Annotated in this window: 23 protein-coding genes and 1 pseudogene; 22 read left to right on the top strand and 2 right to left on the bottom strand. The window is 36.3% G+C overall.

What is annotated here, in order from left to right; translation table 11 throughout:
* Nucleotides 1-206: IS3 family transposase (locus LLA01S_RS03830; protein WP_155719840.1), on the top strand; the 206-nt coding region annotated here is incomplete at its 5' end.
* A gap of 63 nt (nucleotides 207-269) precedes the next feature.
* Here the strand turns inward: LLA01S_RS03830 and LLA01S_RS03835 are convergent.
* On the bottom strand, nucleotides 270-1142 hold the full coding sequence (locus tag LLA01S_RS03835; protein ID WP_014573331.1) for an RluA family pseudouridine synthase: 873 nt from the start codon (nucleotides 1140-1142) through the stop codon (nucleotides 270-272).
* Between the two features lie 193 nt (nucleotides 1143-1335).
* On the opposite strand from LLA01S_RS03835, the pseudogene LLA01S_RS03840 reads away from it, so the two are divergent.
* The 10 genes and pseudogenes from LLA01S_RS03840 to LLA01S_RS03885 all read left to right on the top strand — a co-directional run bounded on the left by LLA01S_RS03840 (nucleotide 1336) and on the right by LLA01S_RS03885 (nucleotide 11583).
* Nucleotides 1336-1713 (top strand): annotated as a pseudogene (locus LLA01S_RS03840) (pyridoxamine 5'-phosphate oxidase family protein).
* Between the two features lie 114 nt (nucleotides 1714-1827).
* Nucleotides 1828-2259, top strand: a complete 432-nt coding sequence (locus LLA01S_RS03845) for a DUF3290 domain-containing protein (protein WP_011677172.1) — start codon at nucleotides 1828-1830, stop codon at nucleotides 2257-2259.
* Between the two features lie 17 nt (nucleotides 2260-2276).
* Entirely contained in the window at nucleotides 2277-2912 is a 636-nt protein-coding gene (locus tag LLA01S_RS03850) for a DUF421 domain-containing protein (RefSeq protein WP_011677171.1), read from the top strand.
* 385 nt (nucleotides 2913-3297) lie between these two features.
* Complete coding sequence (locus LLA01S_RS03855; protein WP_061777877.1) at nucleotides 3298-5529, top strand: PBP1A family penicillin-binding protein; 2232 nt, start codon at nucleotides 3298-3300, stop codon at nucleotides 5527-5529.
* Between the two features lie 101 nt (nucleotides 5530-5630).
* Nucleotides 5631-7448, top strand: coding sequence for an acyltransferase family protein (locus tag LLA01S_RS03860; protein ID WP_061777878.1), 1818 nt, complete (start codon nucleotides 5631-5633; stop codon nucleotides 7446-7448).
* Between the two features lie 40 nt (nucleotides 7449-7488).
* Nucleotides 7489-7638 carry a 50S ribosomal protein L33 gene (rpmG, locus tag LLA01S_RS03865; RefSeq protein ID WP_011677168.1) on the top strand — a complete coding sequence of 50 codons (150 nt, stop codon included), beginning with the start codon at nucleotides 7489-7491 and terminating at the stop codon, nucleotides 7636-7638.
* A 111-nt stretch (nucleotides 7639-7749) separates the two neighbouring features.
* The gene (secE, locus tag LLA01S_RS03870) at nucleotides 7750-7944 is read left to right on the top strand and encodes a preprotein translocase subunit SecE (RefSeq protein WP_011677167.1); all 195 of its coding nucleotides are present in this window, start codon (nucleotides 7750-7752) and stop codon (nucleotides 7942-7944) included.
* A gap of 206 nt (nucleotides 7945-8150) precedes the next feature.
* Entirely contained in the window at nucleotides 8151-8708 is a 558-nt protein-coding gene (nusG, locus tag LLA01S_RS03875) for a transcription termination/antitermination protein NusG (RefSeq protein WP_011677166.1), read from the top strand.
* 98 nt (nucleotides 8709-8806) lie between these two features.
* Nucleotides 8807-10297, top strand: a complete 1491-nt coding sequence (thrC, locus tag LLA01S_RS03880; RefSeq protein ID WP_061777879.1) for a threonine synthase — start codon at nucleotides 8807-8809, stop codon at nucleotides 10295-10297.
* Nucleotides 10294-11583 (top strand): MATE family efflux transporter, encoded by a 1290-nt coding sequence (locus tag LLA01S_RS03885; protein WP_011677164.1) that lies wholly within the window; start codon nucleotides 10294-10296, stop codon nucleotides 11581-11583. Before thrC ends, LLA01S_RS03885 begins: the two co-directional genes overlap by 4 nt.
* 38 nt (nucleotides 11584-11621) lie before the next feature.
* Here the strand turns inward: LLA01S_RS03885 and mscL are convergent, their stop codons facing one another.
* Nucleotides 11622-11987, bottom strand: coding sequence for a large-conductance mechanosensitive channel protein MscL (gene mscL, locus LLA01S_RS03890; RefSeq protein WP_011677163.1), 366 nt, complete (start codon nucleotides 11985-11987; stop codon nucleotides 11622-11624).
* 333 nt (nucleotides 11988-12320) lie between these two features.
* On the opposite strand from mscL, the gene rpsJ reads away from it, so the two are divergent.
* The 11 genes from rpsJ (at nucleotide 12321) to rpsQ (ending at nucleotide 17436) form a co-directional block, all read left to right on the top strand.
* On the top strand, nucleotides 12321-12629 hold the full coding sequence (gene rpsJ, locus LLA01S_RS03895; protein ID WP_003129973.1) for a 30S ribosomal protein S10: 309 nt from the start codon (nucleotides 12321-12323) through the stop codon (nucleotides 12627-12629).
* Between the two features lie 18 nt (nucleotides 12630-12647).
* Nucleotides 12648-13271, top strand: coding sequence for a 50S ribosomal protein L3 (gene rplC, locus LLA01S_RS03900; protein WP_011836028.1), 624 nt, complete (start codon nucleotides 12648-12650; stop codon nucleotides 13269-13271).
* A 25-nt stretch (nucleotides 13272-13296) separates the two neighbouring features.
* Entirely contained in the window at nucleotides 13297-13923 is a 627-nt protein-coding gene (gene rplD / locus LLA01S_RS03905) for a 50S ribosomal protein L4 (protein WP_011677162.1), read from the top strand.
* On the top strand, nucleotides 13923-14216 hold the full coding sequence (locus LLA01S_RS03910) for a 50S ribosomal protein L23 (RefSeq protein WP_011836026.1): 294 nt from the start codon (nucleotides 13923-13925) through the stop codon (nucleotides 14214-14216). Before rplD ends, LLA01S_RS03910 begins: the two co-directional genes overlap by 1 nt.
* A 15-nt stretch (nucleotides 14217-14231) precedes the next feature.
* Entirely contained in the window at nucleotides 14232-15062 is an 831-nt protein-coding gene (rplB, locus tag LLA01S_RS03915) for a 50S ribosomal protein L2 (RefSeq protein ID WP_011677160.1), read from the top strand.
* 159 nt (nucleotides 15063-15221) lie between these two features.
* The gene (gene rpsS / locus LLA01S_RS03920) at nucleotides 15222-15500 is read left to right on the top strand and encodes a 30S ribosomal protein S19 (RefSeq protein ID WP_011677159.1); all 279 of its coding nucleotides are present in this window, start codon (nucleotides 15222-15224) and stop codon (nucleotides 15498-15500) included.
* A gap of 15 nt (nucleotides 15501-15515) precedes the next feature.
* The gene (gene rplV / locus LLA01S_RS03925; RefSeq protein ID WP_010906302.1) at nucleotides 15516-15863 is read left to right on the top strand and encodes a 50S ribosomal protein L22; all 348 of its coding nucleotides are present in this window, start codon (nucleotides 15516-15518) and stop codon (nucleotides 15861-15863) included.
* Between the two features lie 12 nt (nucleotides 15864-15875).
* Entirely contained in the window at nucleotides 15876-16529 is a 654-nt protein-coding gene (gene rpsC / locus LLA01S_RS03930) for a 30S ribosomal protein S3 (protein WP_003129960.1), read from the top strand.
* Between the two features lie 3 nt (nucleotides 16530-16532).
* Nucleotides 16533-16946, top strand: coding sequence for a 50S ribosomal protein L16 (gene rplP, locus LLA01S_RS03935; protein ID WP_011677158.1), 414 nt, complete (start codon nucleotides 16533-16535; stop codon nucleotides 16944-16946).
* Nucleotides 16946-17155: a 50S ribosomal protein L29 gene (rpmC, locus tag LLA01S_RS03940; RefSeq protein WP_003129957.1), complete on the top strand. Its 210-nt coding sequence runs from the start codon at nucleotides 16946-16948 to the stop codon at nucleotides 17153-17155. The genes rplP and rpmC overlap by 1 nt, the downstream gene beginning before the upstream one ends.
* Before the next feature lie 20 nt (nucleotides 17156-17175).
* Nucleotides 17176-17436 carry a 30S ribosomal protein S17 gene (gene rpsQ / locus LLA01S_RS03945; RefSeq protein WP_003129955.1) on the top strand — a complete coding sequence of 87 codons (261 nt, stop codon included), beginning with the start codon at nucleotides 17176-17178 and terminating at the stop codon, nucleotides 17434-17436.
* Nucleotides 17437-17444: the final 8 nt, after the last annotated feature.

The following is a 17444-nucleotide window of genomic DNA, read 5'->3' on the forward strand; positions in this document are numbered from 1 at the left end:
ACAAAGGTAACTGTCATGATAATTCAGTCATGGAGAACTTCTTTGGCTTGCTTAAACAAGAAATCTACTATGGTCATGTTTTCAATTCATTTGAAGAACTTGAACAAGCGATTACTAAATGGATTCACTATTACAACACGAAACGAATTAAGAAAAAATTGAACTGGATGAGTCCAATCCAATATCGTTTAACTTATTCAAAATAACAAAAAAAAGACAAGAAATTATTCTTGTCTAAAAAGTCTAGCTTTTGGGGTTCACATCAGAAATTACTTCTTTTTTATTTTATTTAGAATGTTTGAAAAGCTAGGGCTCGGTGCCGAAATGTTTAAAAGTTGATTAGTGAAGGGATGGGGGATAATGATGCTTTCAGCATGTAGCATCAAGCGTGAGGTGCTTTTTTGCCCATATAATGCATCTCCAATGATAGGGTGACCTAAAGAGGATAAATGAACACGAATTTGATGTGTTCGTCCTGTATCCAAAATACATTTAACTAAACTTTTGTCAGTAAAATTTTGTATAAGTTGAACATGTGTGATTGCTTTTTGCCCATGTTTAGAAATGATTCGTTTATTCTTTTCATGACGATTTTGTCCAATGGCTTGGTTGATGGTAAAGGTTTCTTCTAAGAAATGACCAGCAACAAGAGCTAAATATTCACGATGAATTTTATTTTCTTCAAACATTTTTCCAAGAATTGGCAGTACGAATTGATTTTTGGCAAATAAAACAGCTCCAGAAGTTGCCTGGTCAAGTCGATGAACCACAAAAACATTTTGATTAATTGCTGCTTCAACATGATTTTGTAAAGCAATTTCATCAGCTGTATTTCCGTGAGTTTTCATTCCTTCAGGTTTATTGACTACAATCAAATGTTCATCCTCATAGAGAATATCTGCTAAGGAGGCTGAGCCAAATTTTAATGACAAATTTGAAAAATCTTCTTTATCAAAAATAAGAGTCACCTTATCTCCAGCATGAAGGAGTTGATTTTCATCGATTATTTGATCATTGACTAAAGCATGTTTTTTCATTCGTAAAAAATGTCTTTGTTTACGCGGGACGAGCCAAGTTTTTTCAAGTAAATCTGAAAGAACTTGTGGGATAAAATTTTCGGGTAAAATGAAGTTAAATTCCATAATCACATTATACTATAAGTTTTTAGTTGCCCCCAAAATATAAAGAGCTCAAATTGTGAATATCGAAAGAATTACTTTTCAATTAACTCTAGGTTTGTTATAATCAAAGTATCTTCTTAAAAATACGTAATAAAAATAACTCAAAGTGTAAAAAATGATAAATATTATGAGTGGAATTATAGAAAGAGAAAAAATGCTAACAAAAAAATTTAAAGAGACATTAGAATATGAAGGGTCAGTTTCCTTAACTTCATGAGGGTCTGACAATCATCCACATGTTACGGGAACATGGATTTCTTATTTACATCTTACCAATGATGAACGGATATTGGCACCAGCGGCAGGGATGCATTATTTAGAAGAAGACATTAAAGTAAATGATACAATTTATCTTATGCTTGGGGTTAGAGAAGTCGAAGGTAAAAATGGCTATCAAGGGATTGGCTTTAGGGTGAGTGCTAAAGCAAAACTTATTTCAAGTGGTCCAGACTATGCGATGATGAAAGAGAAATATCCATTTTTAAGAGCAGTTCTTGAACTTACTCCGTTGGAAGTAGAGCAACTATTATAAAGATAATTTTTCATCTTATGAAAGATTATCTATAAAATTAAATGAGTTTTTGAATAATTATATAATGATTTATTAATTATTTTTTTAATATAATAGTTATTAAGGGGGGAGAACATGAAGTTTTATGATATTGAATTTTTAAAATCTCAAGCTGGACTTAGCGATTATCTTCGGTATATCTTTATTTTTGGGAGTCTTGTAGTTCTTGTTATTGTATTTGCTATATATATTAAGCATAGAATTAAAACGAAATATAGAGATCTTAGTATTATTTTATTATTATTTATTATTTTAGAAATCGGTATACAATATTCCAATTATCAAATTAACCAGTCTAAGCATACTCAATCTTCACAGATGGTTGGATTCATTGAAAGAGTCGCTAAAAATGAAAGAACGGATAAAAATAATATTTTTGTTAATTCCACACAATTAGCTGATGGCGTGATTGTCAAAATAAAAGGTGATTATTATAAAGTTAATCTTAGTACTGATCAGCAATCATATACCCTTACCAAAAGTTACTTGATTAATCCAGAAAAATAAAAAATTTAGGAGTTATAATGCAATTATACAGTCCAATAATATTAAAATTTGCTTTAGGGATTATTTGTTTAATTATTCAAATAAATTTAATGGGTAAAGGTAATCTTGCTCCCTCATCAGCAATGGACCAAGTTCAAAATTATGTTTTAGGTGGAATTATTGGTGGAGTCATTTATAATGATTCTATTACGGTCTTACAATTTGTCTTGGTTCTAATCATATGGACGCTGTTAGTATTAATTTTGAAATTTGCAAAGGAGCACAATCGCTATGTAAAATTAATCATTGATGGTAAACCCTTGACTCTAATTCAAGATGGGAAAGTTAGAGTAAATGAATGCCTCAGAAATGGAATCTCTGCTAATGAATTAATGTTTAAATTACGTTCCAATGGTATCTATGAGATACATAATGTTAAAAGAGCTATTTTAGAGCAAAATGGTCAATTGACATTGATTGAATTTGGCGGTGAAAATATTAAATATCCAATTATTGTTGATGGACAAGCAAATTTTGACGTTCTCGAATTAATTGATAAAGATGAAGTTTGGCTTGAACAACAAATTAATCTGCAAGGGTACAACCAAATCAAGGAAATTTATTTAGGTGAATACTTATCAGGTGAACTTAAGCTTTACGGATATACAAAGTAAATATTAGCAGGTGAATACTTTTCTTTTAATTTAAATTTAGCTAAATTATAGATGGATTTACAAATGATAAAAGTCTCAAAAGATGATTATTTATTGTCGCTATATTGATAATAAAGATATAAATTTTATAAATAGAATTTTGATACTGTAAGTAAAACAATTGAAAAATCCTTAGAAATCTTTATAATAAAACATAAATCCCTTTCGTTTTACAAATTTATATTGTAGTCCAAAGGGATTTTTGATAAAATAAGCAAAACTGAAAAGATGAAAACTAGAGGTCTTACAAATATGTAAGGAAAAAAATCGGAAAAGTATTAAAATAAGATATTGATGTATTCATTTGAGTAAGTATAGAAATAAAAAATATCTGAGGGAAGTATAGATGCCTGAAAATAAGAATTTCAGTCGGCGTAGTAAAAAAGAAACAGGAAAGAAAAGTTTAAAAATTCCTAAAATACGCCCTAAAAAACAAAAAAAACTTGAAGAAGAAATAGAAAAACCAGCTAAAACTAAATTTGGTAAATTTATGAGATCGATAAAACGTTTCTGGAAACGTTATAACTTAACAAAAATTACAATTATTTTTGTTTTGGTAGCGATCGTTGCGACAGGCTCATATCTTTTTTACTTGGCTAAAACAGCAAATGTGAAGGTTCTACAAAGTTCTATTTCTGCTCAGACAGTTATTTATGATAAAGATAATAATGAAGCTGGAAATCTTTATGGTCAAAAGGGAACTCCTGTTAAGATTGACCAAATTTCTAAAAATATTACGAATGCTGTAGTGGCAACAGAAGATAGAACCTTTTATGAAAACCACGGGGTTAATTTGAAACGTTTTGCTCTGGCGGCAGTAACACTTGGTCGTTTTGGGGGTGGTTCAACAATTACTCAACAGTTGGCTAAAAATGCTTACTTGACTCAAGAACAAACCATTGACCGTAAGGCGCGTGAATTTTTCTTGGCTCTTGAAATTAACAAACACTATAGCAAAGATGAGATTTTAGATATGTATTTGAATAACTCTTACTTTGGTAATGGGGTTTGGGGAATTCAAGATGCAGCCTTGAAATATTTTGGAGTTCCAGCCAGTGAAGTAACTGTTGATGAAGCAGCCAGTCTTGCCGGAATGCTAAAAGGTCCTGAAATTTATAATCCTTTATATGAAAAGGGAAAATATGCCACCGACCGTCGCAATACCGTCTTACAAAACATGGTTAATGCTGGCTATCTTGAGCAATCACAAGCAGATAGCTTTATGAAGGTTGATTTACAAGCTCAATTGCAAGATAATTATCAATCTAAAAGTAGTCAGTACAAATATCCAAGCTACTATAATGCGGTAATTTCTGAGGCTGAACGTAAGTATGGTTTAACCTTACAAGAAATTATGAATAATGGCTATAAAATTTATACGGGAATGGATCAAAATATGCAGTCAGGTTTACAAAAAACCTATGCGGATCCAAGCTTCTTCCCACAAGCAGCAGATGGAACCTATGCCCAGTCAGCATCGGTGGCAATTGATCCAAAAACAGGAGCTGTTAATGCTCTCGTGGGTAATGTTAATACAGAAGGTTCTAATAGTTTTACTGATTATAACTATGCGACAATGTCTAAACGTTCTCCCGGTTCGGTCATCAAACCATTGATTGTCTATGCTCCTGCAATTGAAGCGGGTTGGTCAATTGACAAAACAGTTGATGACTCTCCGGCTGATTATAATGGTTGGAAACCAACGGACTTTGATAATCAATGGCGAGGACAAATTCCGATGTATACGGCTTTAGCCAATTCATATAATATTCCAGCCATAAATACCTATCAAGCCATTGGTCCAAAAGTTGGAAATGCTTTGGGACGTGAATTTGGTTTGGATTTAAATAGTAAAAATGATGTTTTACCAACGGCTCTTGGCGCAGGAGTTGAAACAAATCCATGGCAAATTGCTCAGGCTTATCAAGCTTTTGCCAATGGTGGAGTAATGAATGATGCGCATCTCATTACTAAAATTGAAAATGCAGCTGGTCAAGTCGTTAAAACGGCAAAAGTAAACAAAAAACGTGTCGTTAGTAAAGATACTGCCGATAAAATGACTCAAATGATGTTAGGGACTTACACTAATGGTTCTGCTTGGAAAGCTTCACCTAAATCTTATACTTTGGCAGGTAAGACAGGGACTAACGAAGACCAAGACCAGTGGGTAGTCGGTTATACTCCAGATGTTGTGATGGCGCTTTGGGTTGGTTATTCTGATGGTAAATATAAATTGACAGGTTCATCAGAAGGACAAACGTCAGTAATTTTCCGTCAGGAAGCAAGTTATATGTTGCCTTACACCAAAGGAACACCTTTCACAGTTGAAAACCCTTATGCTCAGGCAGGCGTTGCAGCTCAACAACCTTATTGGACTCAACAAAGACAATATCAAGATGATATTGTAGACCAAGAACAGGCAGAAGCGAATACGACTGGAAATACTCCAGAAAGCTCTAGTTCTAGCACTTCATCATCTTCTGATTCCAATGGTTTGGACCTAGGTAAAATTGGTAAAAATATTGGTGATGCAGCTAAAAATGCTTGGGATAAAGTTAAAGGGGTTTTTGGCAACTAAAAGTAAAAAAAACACTGAAAATATGATAAAATTAAGAAGAAAGCGTAGTAGTTTTAAGACAAAATGAACTTAAAGAATAAAGATAGAAATCGAGAAGGAAAATGAAGCGTTACGTCACAGGTTTTAATGGATTACGGACTATTGGAGTTTTAACGGTTATTCTTTATCACCTCTGGCCAAATCATGTTCAGGGCGGTTTTCTTGGTGTCGTTTTATTCTTTGTCCTTTCTGGTTATTTGGTGACGGACTCTCTTTTAAGGGAGTACGAAAGAAGTAAAAAGATTAATATTTGGAAGTTTTGGGGCAGAAGAATTAAAAGACTCTATCCTTTATTAATCTCAATCTTTCTTCTTGTCACACCTTATATTATTATCTTCCAACCTAATTTATGGGCTGGCTTACGTTCAAACTTTCTTTCGGCTGTTTTTTCAGTGCAGAACTGGTGGCAAATTTCGCAAGGAAGTTCTTACTTCGCTGATATTGCTGGGGCTTCGCCCTTTAAACATATTTATTACTTAGCAATTGAAGGACAATTTTTCATCATCTGGCCTTTGCTTTTAATTGTATTACTTAAATTTGTTAAAAAACGGGGTCGAATTTTTATCATTGCTAATGTTTTAGCTATTCTTTCAGCAATTTTGATGGCGGTGCTTTTTGTTCCTGGGGCTGACCCAACACGGGTTTATTATGGAACAGATACGCGGTTCTTTAGCTTAATGATGGGGGCAAGTTTAGCTTTCATCTGGCCTTTAAATAAACTTTCGCATAAGGTTAATAAAAAGGCAACTAAGATTGCTTGGCAGCTGATCATTGGCTTATCTTTAGTTCTATTGGTTGCTTATATCTTCATGCCGGCTCAAGGGACATTCGCTTACTATGGCGGAATGTGGCTGGCCAGTCTAGCAAGCGTTATATTAGTAGCACTAGTGGCACACCCAAGTCTACCAGCTAACAAGCTATTTTCAAATCCTGTTTTTGAATACATTGGTTCGCGTTCTTATGGAATTTATCTTTGGCAACTTCCTGTTTTTGCCTTTGCTGAGGCTAAAGTATTAGCACCAACTTCTTGGTACAATTTGATTTGGCAATTAGCGCTCATTCTTATCCTGACTGAACTGTCATATCGTTTGATTGAGTTGCCTACACAGCGTTTTGATTATAGTAATGTTTTTGAAATTGTTCAAAATTTCATCCGAGAAAAAGGCTGGAAGTTGAAAAAGAATATTGGACCAATGATTCTTTCTGGACTTATTCTGATAAGTTTAGGTTTCATAATTTTTTCACCTCCTTCACCACATGACCAAAGACTTATTGAAGAAAAAATCATGGCCCAACAAGTTGCTTTGCAAAAGAAACAATTAGCCGAAGCGAATAACAAGGTTCCTCTGTCTTTGAAGACAGTTGCAGAAAAATATGAAATTCAACCAGTTGTTGCTGAAAAAGCTTCACAAATGAATGTTCTAGCACTTGGAGATTCGGTCATGGTTGCCGCTTCAACAAATTTGCAAGAGGTCTTCCCACATATGTATATTAATGCAGCAGTTGGTCGTCAAGCCGAGTCGCTTGCAACAGATTTAACGAATGCTAAGGCTAAAATGCCTAATCCAGATGCTTATCTGATTGGTCTGGGAACAAATGGAACAATTAAAGAATCTGAAATTGAAGCCGCAATGAAGGTTGCAGGGAATAAACCAGTCTATTGGATGAACATTCATGCCGATCGAGTTTGGGCAAAACCTAATAATAATTTACTGACCAAAACGGCTAAGAAATATAAAAACTTAAAAATTATTGATTGGAATAAAAAAGCATCGGGTCATAACGCATGGTTTTACAGTGACAATATCCATCCAAAAGGAACAGGTGCAGAAGAATACGCGACTTTGGTGGCAAACAGTCTGATTAAGGTAGCAAAATAGTTTGCGCTTGTAAATAATTTTTGATAGAATAAGAGATAATATGTTAAGAAAAGCTGGATTAGCGTGTACCGTTTGTGGTTCACGAAATTATACACTCAATCTTTCATCAGTAGCGAAAGAAAAACGAGTTGAAGTTAAAAAGTTTTGCCGTACTTGTGGCAAACACACATTGCACAAAGAAACGCGTTAAATCGTATTACTTTAATAGGATTTGAACACGTCGAACTGACAGACTTGTCAGTAAACTTTTAATAAGAAATGGACTCTGTCAGTAATAATGTGGCAGGGATAGGAAAAGGTTATGTTTAAATTTATTGGTAGCATTGTTGAAGAAATGAAATTGACAACTTGGCCAAGCAGAAAACAATCTGTTCGTGATTTTTTTATGGTCATTGAATATACAGCTTTCTTCTTGGTGTTTATCATAATTTTCGATTGGGTAACTCAACATGGAATTACATTTAGTGTTAGCCACTTGGTACCATTTCTCAAATAAGCGATTAATCTGTCATTTTTGACAGGTTTTTCTTTTCTTAACTGACAAAAGTTCTTTTAATTCAAGATAAATATGATATAATAATATTATCTGATAAGGGCTTGGCCCTTTTTCTTGTACCCAAATTACTGACAGAAATGCTCTAGAAGCTCTGTCAGCTGGGATTTCACTAATTACGTAAAAAAATAAATACAGAGGTATTTCAAATGGAAGATAATAATTTAGTAAGTTTTGACCAAGGTTGGTTTGTTATTCAAACTTATGCAGGTTATGAGCGTAAAGTCAAAGAAGATTTGCTTGAACGTGCTGAACTTTATAATATGGCAGATAAAATCTTGCGCGTCGAAATTCCAACGGAAACAATTCGTACCGAAGTGAACGGTAAAATGAAAGACGTTGAAGAAAACTTGTTCCCAGGATATGTTTTGGTCGAAATGAACATGACTGATGAAGCGTGGTTTATCGTGCGTAATACACCAAACGTTACTGGATTCGTTGGTTCACACGGGAACCGTTCAAAACCTACACCACTTTTTGAACAAGAAATCCAAGATATCTTGGTTGGTATGGGCAAAGTTGTTCGTGAAATCGACTTTGACGTTTTTGTTGGCAAACGCGTCCGTATTGTTGATGGAGCCTTTTCAGGATTTGAAGCGCCAATTACTGAAATCAATGGCGATAAATTGACTTTGACTGTTGATATGTTTGGTCGTGCAACTCCAGTTGAATTGGACATGCACCAAATCGAAGATATTCAAGCCTAATTAATTATTATAAAAAAAGCCACGAGAATTCGTGGCTTTTTGCGAGTTTACAGAATATTTGTTATAATTATAAAAAATGTGATTGGGGAATAAATATCATGGTAACTTTTTATCAATCAACACGGGATAAATCAAATAAAAAAACAGCCTCACAAGCTATCTTGCAAGGTTTGGCAGAAGACGGTGGACTTTTTGTTCCTGTTGACTTCCCAAAAGTTGATTTAGACTTTGAAAAATTAAAAAACGCTTCTTATCAAGAAATTGCTGAACTTGTTTTGAAAGCATTTTTTGATGATTTTTCTGCTGACGAAATTAAATCAATGGTTACAAAAGCATACGGAGAAAAATTCGATAGTCCGGAAATTGCACCGCTTAAAAGACTTGGGAATCACTATATTCTTGAACTTTTTCATGGTGAAACGATTGCTTTTAAAGACATGGCACTCTCTATCTTACCTCATTTAATGACCCAAGCGGCTAAGAAAAATGGTGTGACCAATGAAATTGTTATCTTGACTGCAACTTCTGGAGATACAGGAAAAGCCGCAATGGCTGGTTTTGCTAATGTGCCCCAAACAAAAATTATTGTTTTTTATCCCAAAGGTGGTGTCAGCCATATTCAAGAGCAACAAATGCTGACCCAAAAAGGGGCTAATGTTCACGTTGTTGGAATTGATGGAAATTTTGACCAAGCTCAAACAGCAGTAAAAGAAATGTTTAATAACAAAGTTTTACATGATCAACTTTTGAAAAATAATAAACAATTTTCGTCAGCAAATTCAATGAATATTGGACGTTTGATTCCGCAAGTCGCTTATTATATTTATGCTTACGCACAACTGGTCAAAACTGGTCAAATTACTGACGGAGAAAAAATCAATTTTTCAGTTCCGACAGGAAATTTTGGAAATATTTTAGCCGCTTATTATGCTAAAAAATTGGGCTTGCCCGTTCATCAGCTCATCTGTGCTTCAAATAAAAATAATGTGCTGACAGACTTTTTCAAAACAGGACTTTATGATAAAAATCGAGAATTTTATGTGACAAGTTCACCGTCAATGGATATTTTGGTTTCTTCAAATCTTGAACGATTGATTTTTGATTTAACTGACGAGAATGATGATGAGACTTTGGCTTTACTGACAGCTTTGTCAGCAGAAGGTCATTATCAAATTTCTAAAAAAATGATGAGTAAGTTACAAGGTTTTATAGCTGACTGGGCATCAGAAGAAGAAATTTCCCAAGAAATTAATGAAACTTTTGAAAATGAAAACTATGTTCTTGACCCCCACACAGCGGTTGCAAACTATGTCTATCATCAAATTCAACCAAAAGAAAAAACAGTTGTTGTCAGCACTGCCAGCCCTTATAAGTTCCCTAAAGTTGTTTTAGAAGGACTTCAAAAGTCAGGAACGGACTTGTCAGAGAAGATAGATGATTTTGCTGCCGTTAAATCACTTGAAAAACTCAGTGGTATTCCATTACCCAAAGCTGTGTTAGGACTTGAAAAAGCTGAAATTTTGCATCATACAGTAGTTCCAGTTCAGGAAATGCAAAAAGAAGTAGAGAAATACCTTGGTTTAAAATGAAAACAAATAAAGAAATATTAAAATTCGCCCTTCCTGCGATTATTGAAAATTTCTTGCAAATGTTAGTTGGTGTGAGTGATACAATGATTGTTGCTCACCTTAGTCTTTCTGCTGTGGCCGCAGTTTCTCTTGCGAATAATTTAATTACGGTATATCAGGCAATATTTATCGCCCTAGGAACAATTATTTCAAGTTTATTTGCCAAGGTACTTATTGAAAAAAAGGCAAAAGAAAAGCTAAAGGAATTAATTAATTCTGCAACTAAACTCACCGTTTTAATCGGTTTAGTTTTTGGTCTATTTTCCCTTTTTGCTGCTCAACCGATTCTTTATTTGTTGGGGGCTCGTCAGCAAGTTTTAGAACTTTCAATCATTTATCTGAGTTTAGTGGGTGGTTTGATTGTTCTTTTAGCTTTAATGACAACTTTTGGAGCCTTTTTACGGGCTGATGGAAATACAAAGACACCCATGTGGGCGTCTTTCTTTGCAAGTGTTCTAAATTTATTATTTTCAATTGTTTTTATCTTTGTTTTTCATTTAGGCGTCTTAGGAACGGCACTTGGAGCAGTTCTTGCCAGAGTAATTGGGACAGCTTTCCTCTATTATAAATTAAAAGAAAAACGGCCCAGTCTTCAATTTTATAAAGTAAAACTCAATCGTCAGTTAATCAAGCTAAGTCTACCTGCGGCAGGAGAAAGATTATCCATGAGATTGGGTGATTTATTAATCATGATGATTATTGTCCGTTTAGGAGAACGTGTCTTTGCGGGGAATGCAATTGGCGAGAGCATTACACAATTTAATTATATGCCAGTCTTTGGAATGGCAACCGTGACAGTGATTTTAGTAGCACAGGCAACCGCTGAAAATAATATTGAAAATATTAAATCTTACATCAAAAAAACTTACTGGTTGGCAACAAGTATGATGTTTGTCATTGGATTAGTTCTTTTACTGACAGCCAATATGCTAAATCATTTATTTACTACTGATAGGATTGCCATGGGCGCAAGTACGATAGTCATCTTATTTTCTTTTTTAGCGACTTTCTTCGTCACAGGAGCGACGACTTATACGGCGGCTTTTCAAGGAATTGGAAATACCAAACTTCCGTTTTATGCAACAACTTTAGGCATGTTTGGCATTCGGTTAATCTTAGGCGCATTTTTAGCTTTAGTATTGAAGCTAGGCTTAGAAGGTGTTTGGTTAGCGGTCTTGCTTGATAACTTTTTTAGATTCGTTTTTCTTAAGATAAAATTTAAGAAAACACTCATAACAGAAATTTAATCAATAAAAAAACTGACAAGATTTTGTCAGTATTTTTATTATTTTTTCAACAAGTCGCGAATTTCTTGGAGAGTTTCCAATTCTTCGTTTTTTTGTTCTTCAACAATTTCTTCCTTTTTAGGGAAAAGTTTGTTGATAAATTTTATAAGAACGAAAATAACAAAAGCTGTAATGACGAAATTGATAACATCGTTTAAGAAAGCTCCGTAAGTAAATTTAGTCTTACCAACAGTTACTGATAAGTGGGCAAGAGCGCTGCTTTGGACGAACATTCCAATCAAAGGGTTAATCAAATTATCAACCAAAGATTTAACTAAAGCAGTAAAAGCTGCCCCGATGATAACCCCAACGGCCAAGTCTAAGACATTGCCACGCAAAATAAAGTTTTTAAATTCCTTTAACATAAATCCTCCTATATAAATAGTTTATAAAACCTTTAATCAAATTATATCAAAAAGTTTAAAGATGACAAAGTGTGGGTTCTTGTCTTTTTCAGTAAATTCATTGATTTTATTTAAAATTTTAAAAGATATATAAAAAGAACTGGAAAGAATAAAAAAAGTCTAAAAAGTCCTTGACAAGGCACATCTCCTTTGATAGAATAGACAAGTGCTGTTAAAAACAGTATGTAGCGACGAAACGAGAGGTTGCGACACACCCGAAGGTATTGCCATACCTAACGTGTCGGTTTTCCCGTGGAGCTAGCCTATTGAATACAATAGACGAGAGGAGAAAAAATGGCAACTAAAAAAATTCGCATTCGCTTGAAAGCATACGAACATCGTATCCTTGACGCAGCTGCAGAAAAAATCGTAGAAACTGCTAAACGTACAAACGCAGAAGTAAGTGGTCCAATTCCACTTCCAACTGACCGTAGCGTCTACACTGTTATCCGCGCGACTCACAAATATAAAGACTCACGCGAACAATTCGAAATGCGTACACACAAACGCTTGATCGACATCATCGAACCAACACAAAAAACTGTTGATTCACTTATGAAACTCGATTTGCCAAGTGGTGTAAACATCGAAATTAAACTCTAATTAAGAAAGGTAATTCTCATGTCAAAAGGAATCTTAGGGAAAAAAGTGGGAATGACTCAAATCTTCACAGACAACGGTGAATTAATTCCTGTTACTGTGATCGAAGCGACTCCAAACACAGTTCTTCAAGTTAAATCTGTCGAAACAGACGGTTACGAAGCAACTCAAGTTGGTTTCGATACACTTCGTGAAGTTTTGACCAACAAACCTGCCAAAGGTCATGCTGCTAAAGCTAATACGACTCCTAAGCGCTTCGTTCGTGAATTCAAAGGACTCGAAGGCGCTGAAGTAGGAGCAGAAATCACTGTTGATACATTTGCAGCCGGAGATGTTGTTGATGTTACCGGAACTTCTAAAGGTAAAGGTTTCCAAGGCCCAATCAAACGTCATGGTCAATCACGTGGTCCTATGGCCCACGGTTCACGTTACCACCGTCGTCCTGGTTCAATGGGTCCTGTTGCAGCTAACAAAGTTCCAAAAGGTAAAAAACTTGCTGGACGTATGGGTAACAAACGCGTTACTGTACAAAACCTTGTTATTGCACAAGTGCTTCCTGAAAAGAACGTTATCCTTGTAAAAGGTAATGTCCCAGGTGCTAAGAAATCATTGATTGTTGTTAAATCAGCAATCAAAGCTAAATAAGAAGGAAAGGAGATAGAAATCTATAATGGCAAAAGTATCATTATTTAAACAAGATGGTTCACAAGCTGGTGAAGTTACACTTAACGACTCAGTATTTGGTATCGAACCAAACGAATCTGTCGTATTCGACGTTGTAATCTCACAACGCGCTAGCCTTCGCCAAGGTACACATGCACACAAAAACCGTTCTGCTGTATCTGGTGGTGGTAAAAAACCATGGCGTCAAAAAGGTACAGGTCGTGCCCGTCAAGGTTCTACCCGCTCTCCACAATGGCGTGGTGGTGGTACTGTCTTCGGACCGAACCCACGTAGCTACGCTTACAAACTTCCACAAAAAGTTCGTCAATTGGCGCTTAAATCAGTTTACTCAACAAAAGTTGCTGATGGTAAATTAATCGCTGTTGATACACTTGACTTTGCAGCTCCAAAAACTGCTGAATTTGCAAAAGTAATTTCAGCACTTTCAATCGAACGTAAAGTACTTGTGGTTCTTCCAAACGAAGGTAACGAATTTGCAGAACTCTCTGCACGCAATCTTGAAAACGTGAAAGTTACAACTGCTAATTCAGCATCTGTACTTGACATCGTTTCTGCTGACAAACTCCTTGTGGTTCAATCAGCATTGACACAAATTGAGGAGGTTCTTGCATAATGTCACTTTATGATATCATCCGTAAACCTATCATTACTGAAGCTTCTATGGCTGCAATGGATCAAAAGAAATACACTTTTGAAGTTGATTCACGTGCGCATAAACTTCTCATCAAACAAGCTGTTGAAGCTGTCTTTGATGTAAAAGTTGCCTCAGTAAATACTATCAGCGTAAAACCAAAATCTAAACGAGTTGGTAAATATACTGGTACTAAATCAGGCTACAAAAAAGCTATCGTTACTTTGACTGAAGATTCTAAAACAATTGAAATCTTCGGCGAAGACGCAGAATAATAGAGGAGGAAAATCGTGGGAATTAAAGTTTACAAACCTACCACAAACGGTCGCCGTAACATGACTGGTAGCGACTTCGCTGAAATCACTACAAGTACTCCTGAAAAGAGCTTGCTTGTAAGCATGAGCAAAACAGCTGGTCGTAATAACACTGGTCGTATCACAGTTCGTCACCACGGTGGTGGTCACAAACGTAAATATCGTATGATCGACTTCAAACGTACAACTGACAACGTAGTTGCTAAAGTTGCTACAATTGAATACGATCCAAACCGTACAGCAAACATCGCATTGATTGTTTACGCTAACGGGGTTAAATCATACATCTTGGCTGCTAAAGGCCTTGAAGTTGGAATGACAGTTGTATCTGGCCCTGATGCCGATATTAAAGTTGGTAACGCGTTGCCACTTGCTAACATTCCAGTTGGTACATTGATCCACAACATTGAATTGAAACCTGGTAAAGGCGGACAATTGGTTCGTTCAGCTGGTGCTTCAGCTCAAGTACTCGGTTCAGAAGGTAAATATACACTCGTTCGTCTTCAATCAGGCGAAGTTCGTATGATTCTTTCAACTTGCCGTGCTACAATTGGTGTTGTTGGTAATGAACAACAAAGCTTAATCAACCTTGGTAAAGCAGGACGTACACGTCACATGGGTATCCGCCCAACAGTACGTGGTTCTGTAATGAACCCTAACGATCACCCACACGGTGGTGGTGAAGGTCGTCAACCAGTTGGTCGCAAGTCTCCAATGACTCCATGGGGTAAACCAGCCCTTGGTCTCAAGACTCGCAACAAGAAAGCAAAATCAAGCAAACTTATCGTTCGTCGTATCAACGACTAATAAGTCGCTTTATTTTCACAAGAGCCTTCTCGGCGTCTTGTTAAATTTGATAAAACTTATTATCAAATTTAATGAGATGTCGAAAGTGCATCTATAAATTCCGCCAACTCCGCCTTAGTAGCGGCAGTGGTACAAATATTTAAAGGAGAAACTCGCAAAATGGGTCGTAGTCTTAAAAAAGGACCTTTCGTCGATGAGCATTTGATGAAAAAAGTTGAAGCTCAAACCAACGCCGAAAGAAAATCTGTGATCAAAACTTGGTCACGCCGTTCTACAATCTTTCCAAACTTTGTAGGACTTACAATTGCTGTTTACGATGGTCGCAAACACGTACCAGTTTATGTTCAAGAAGATATGGTTGGACACAAACTTGGTGAATTCGCACCAACTCGTACTTACCGTGGTCACGCTGCTGACGACAAGAAAACACGTCGCTAATAGGAGGAGAAAAAAATGGCAGAAATTACTTCAGCTAAAGCAACTGCAAAAACAGTTCGCGTTTCACCTCGTAAGACTCGTCTTGTTATCGATCTTATCCGCGGGAAACGTGTTGCAGATGCAATTGCAATCTTGAAATTTACACCGACTAAAGCTGCTGTAGAAGTTGAAAATGTACTTAATAGTGCTATCGCTAATGCAGAAAATAACTTTGGTCTTGAAAAAGCTAACTTGGTAGTAAGCGAAACATTCATTAACGAAGGTCCAACAATGAAACGTTTCCGTCCACGTGCCAAAGGTTCAGCTTCACCAATTAACAAACGCACAGCTCACATTACTGTAGTTGTAGCTGAGAAAGAATAAGGAGGTAAAAACGTGGGTCAAAAAGTACATCCAATAGGAATGCGTGTTGGCGTTATTCGTGATTGGGATGCCAAATGGTATGCTGAAAAAGAATATGCGGATTACCTTCACGAAGACTTGGCAATTCGTCAACTTATCCAAACTAAACTTGCTGATGCATCAGTATCATTGATTGAAACTGAACGTGCAATTAACAAAGTTATTGTAACTTTGCACACTGCTAAACCAGGTATGGTTATTGGTAAATCAGGAGCTAACGTTGATGCACTCCGTGCAGAACTCAACAAACTTACTGGTAAACAAGTTCACATCAACATCGTTGAAATCAAAAAACCTGATTTGGACGCTCATCTTGTTGGTGAAGGAATTGCTAAACAACTTGAAGCACGTATCGCTTTCCGTCGTGCTCAAAAACAAGCCATCCAACGTGCTATGCGCGCTGGTGCAAAAGGGATCAAAACTCAAGTTTCTGGTCGTTTGAATGGTGCTGATATTGCCCGTGCTGAAGGATATTCAGAAGGTACAGTTCCACTCCACACACTCCGTGCGGACATCGACTACGCTTGGGAAGAAGCAGACACAACTTATGGTAAACTCGGCGTTAAAGTTTGGATCTACCGTGGTGAAGTTCTCCCTACTAAAAAATCTGTGAAAGGAGAAAAATAATCCATGTTAGTACCAAAACGTGTAAAACACCGTCGTGAATTCCGCGGTAAAATGCGTGGTTATGCTAAAGGTGGCGACACAGTATCATTCGGTGAATATGGTCTTCAAGCGACTACATCTCACTGGATTACTAACCGCCAAATTGAAGCAGCTCGTATTGCTATGACTCGTTACATGAAACGTAACGGTCAAGTTTGGATTAAAATTTTCCCTCACAAATCATACACTGCCAAAGCTATTGGTGTGCGTATGGGTTCAGGGAAAGGTGCTCCTGAAGGATGGGTTGCTCCAGTTAAACGTGGCGTTGTCATGTTTGAATTGGGCGGCGTTGATGAAGCAACTGCACGCGAAGCGTTGCGTCTTGCATCACACAAACTTCCTGTTAAAACTAAATTTGTGAAACGAGGTGAAGCGTAATGAAATTGAGCGAAACTAAATCACTTCTTAAAGATTTGCGCGCTTTGTCAGTTGAAGAATTGACAACTCGTGAAGCTGAATTGAAAAAAGAATTGTTTGATCTTCGTTTCCAAGCTGCTGCTGGTCGTCTCGAAAACACAGCTAAGCTTGACGAAGTCAAGAAAACTATTGCACGTGTAAAAACTGTGCAAGCTGAATTGAACAAATAATAGGTCAGGAGAAACTATAAATGGAACGCAAACAACGTAAAGTTTATCAAGGCCGCGTGGTTTCAGACAAAATGGATAAAACTATCACAGTTGTCGTAGAAACTAAGCGTAACCACCCTGTCTATGGTAAACGTATCAACTATTCAAAAAAATATAAAGCTCACGACGAAAACAACTCTGCAAAAACTGGCGACATCGTTCGTATCATGGAAACTCGTCCTTTGTCTAAAGACAAACATTTCCGTCTTGTAGAAATCGTTGAAGAAGCAGTTATTATCTAAGCAAAACT

The sequence above is a fragment of the Lactococcus cremoris subsp. cremoris NBRC 100676 genome (assembly GCF_001591705.1).
In the GTDB taxonomy this organism is placed as follows: Bacteria; Bacillota; Bacilli; order Lactobacillales; family Streptococcaceae; genus Lactococcus; species Lactococcus cremoris.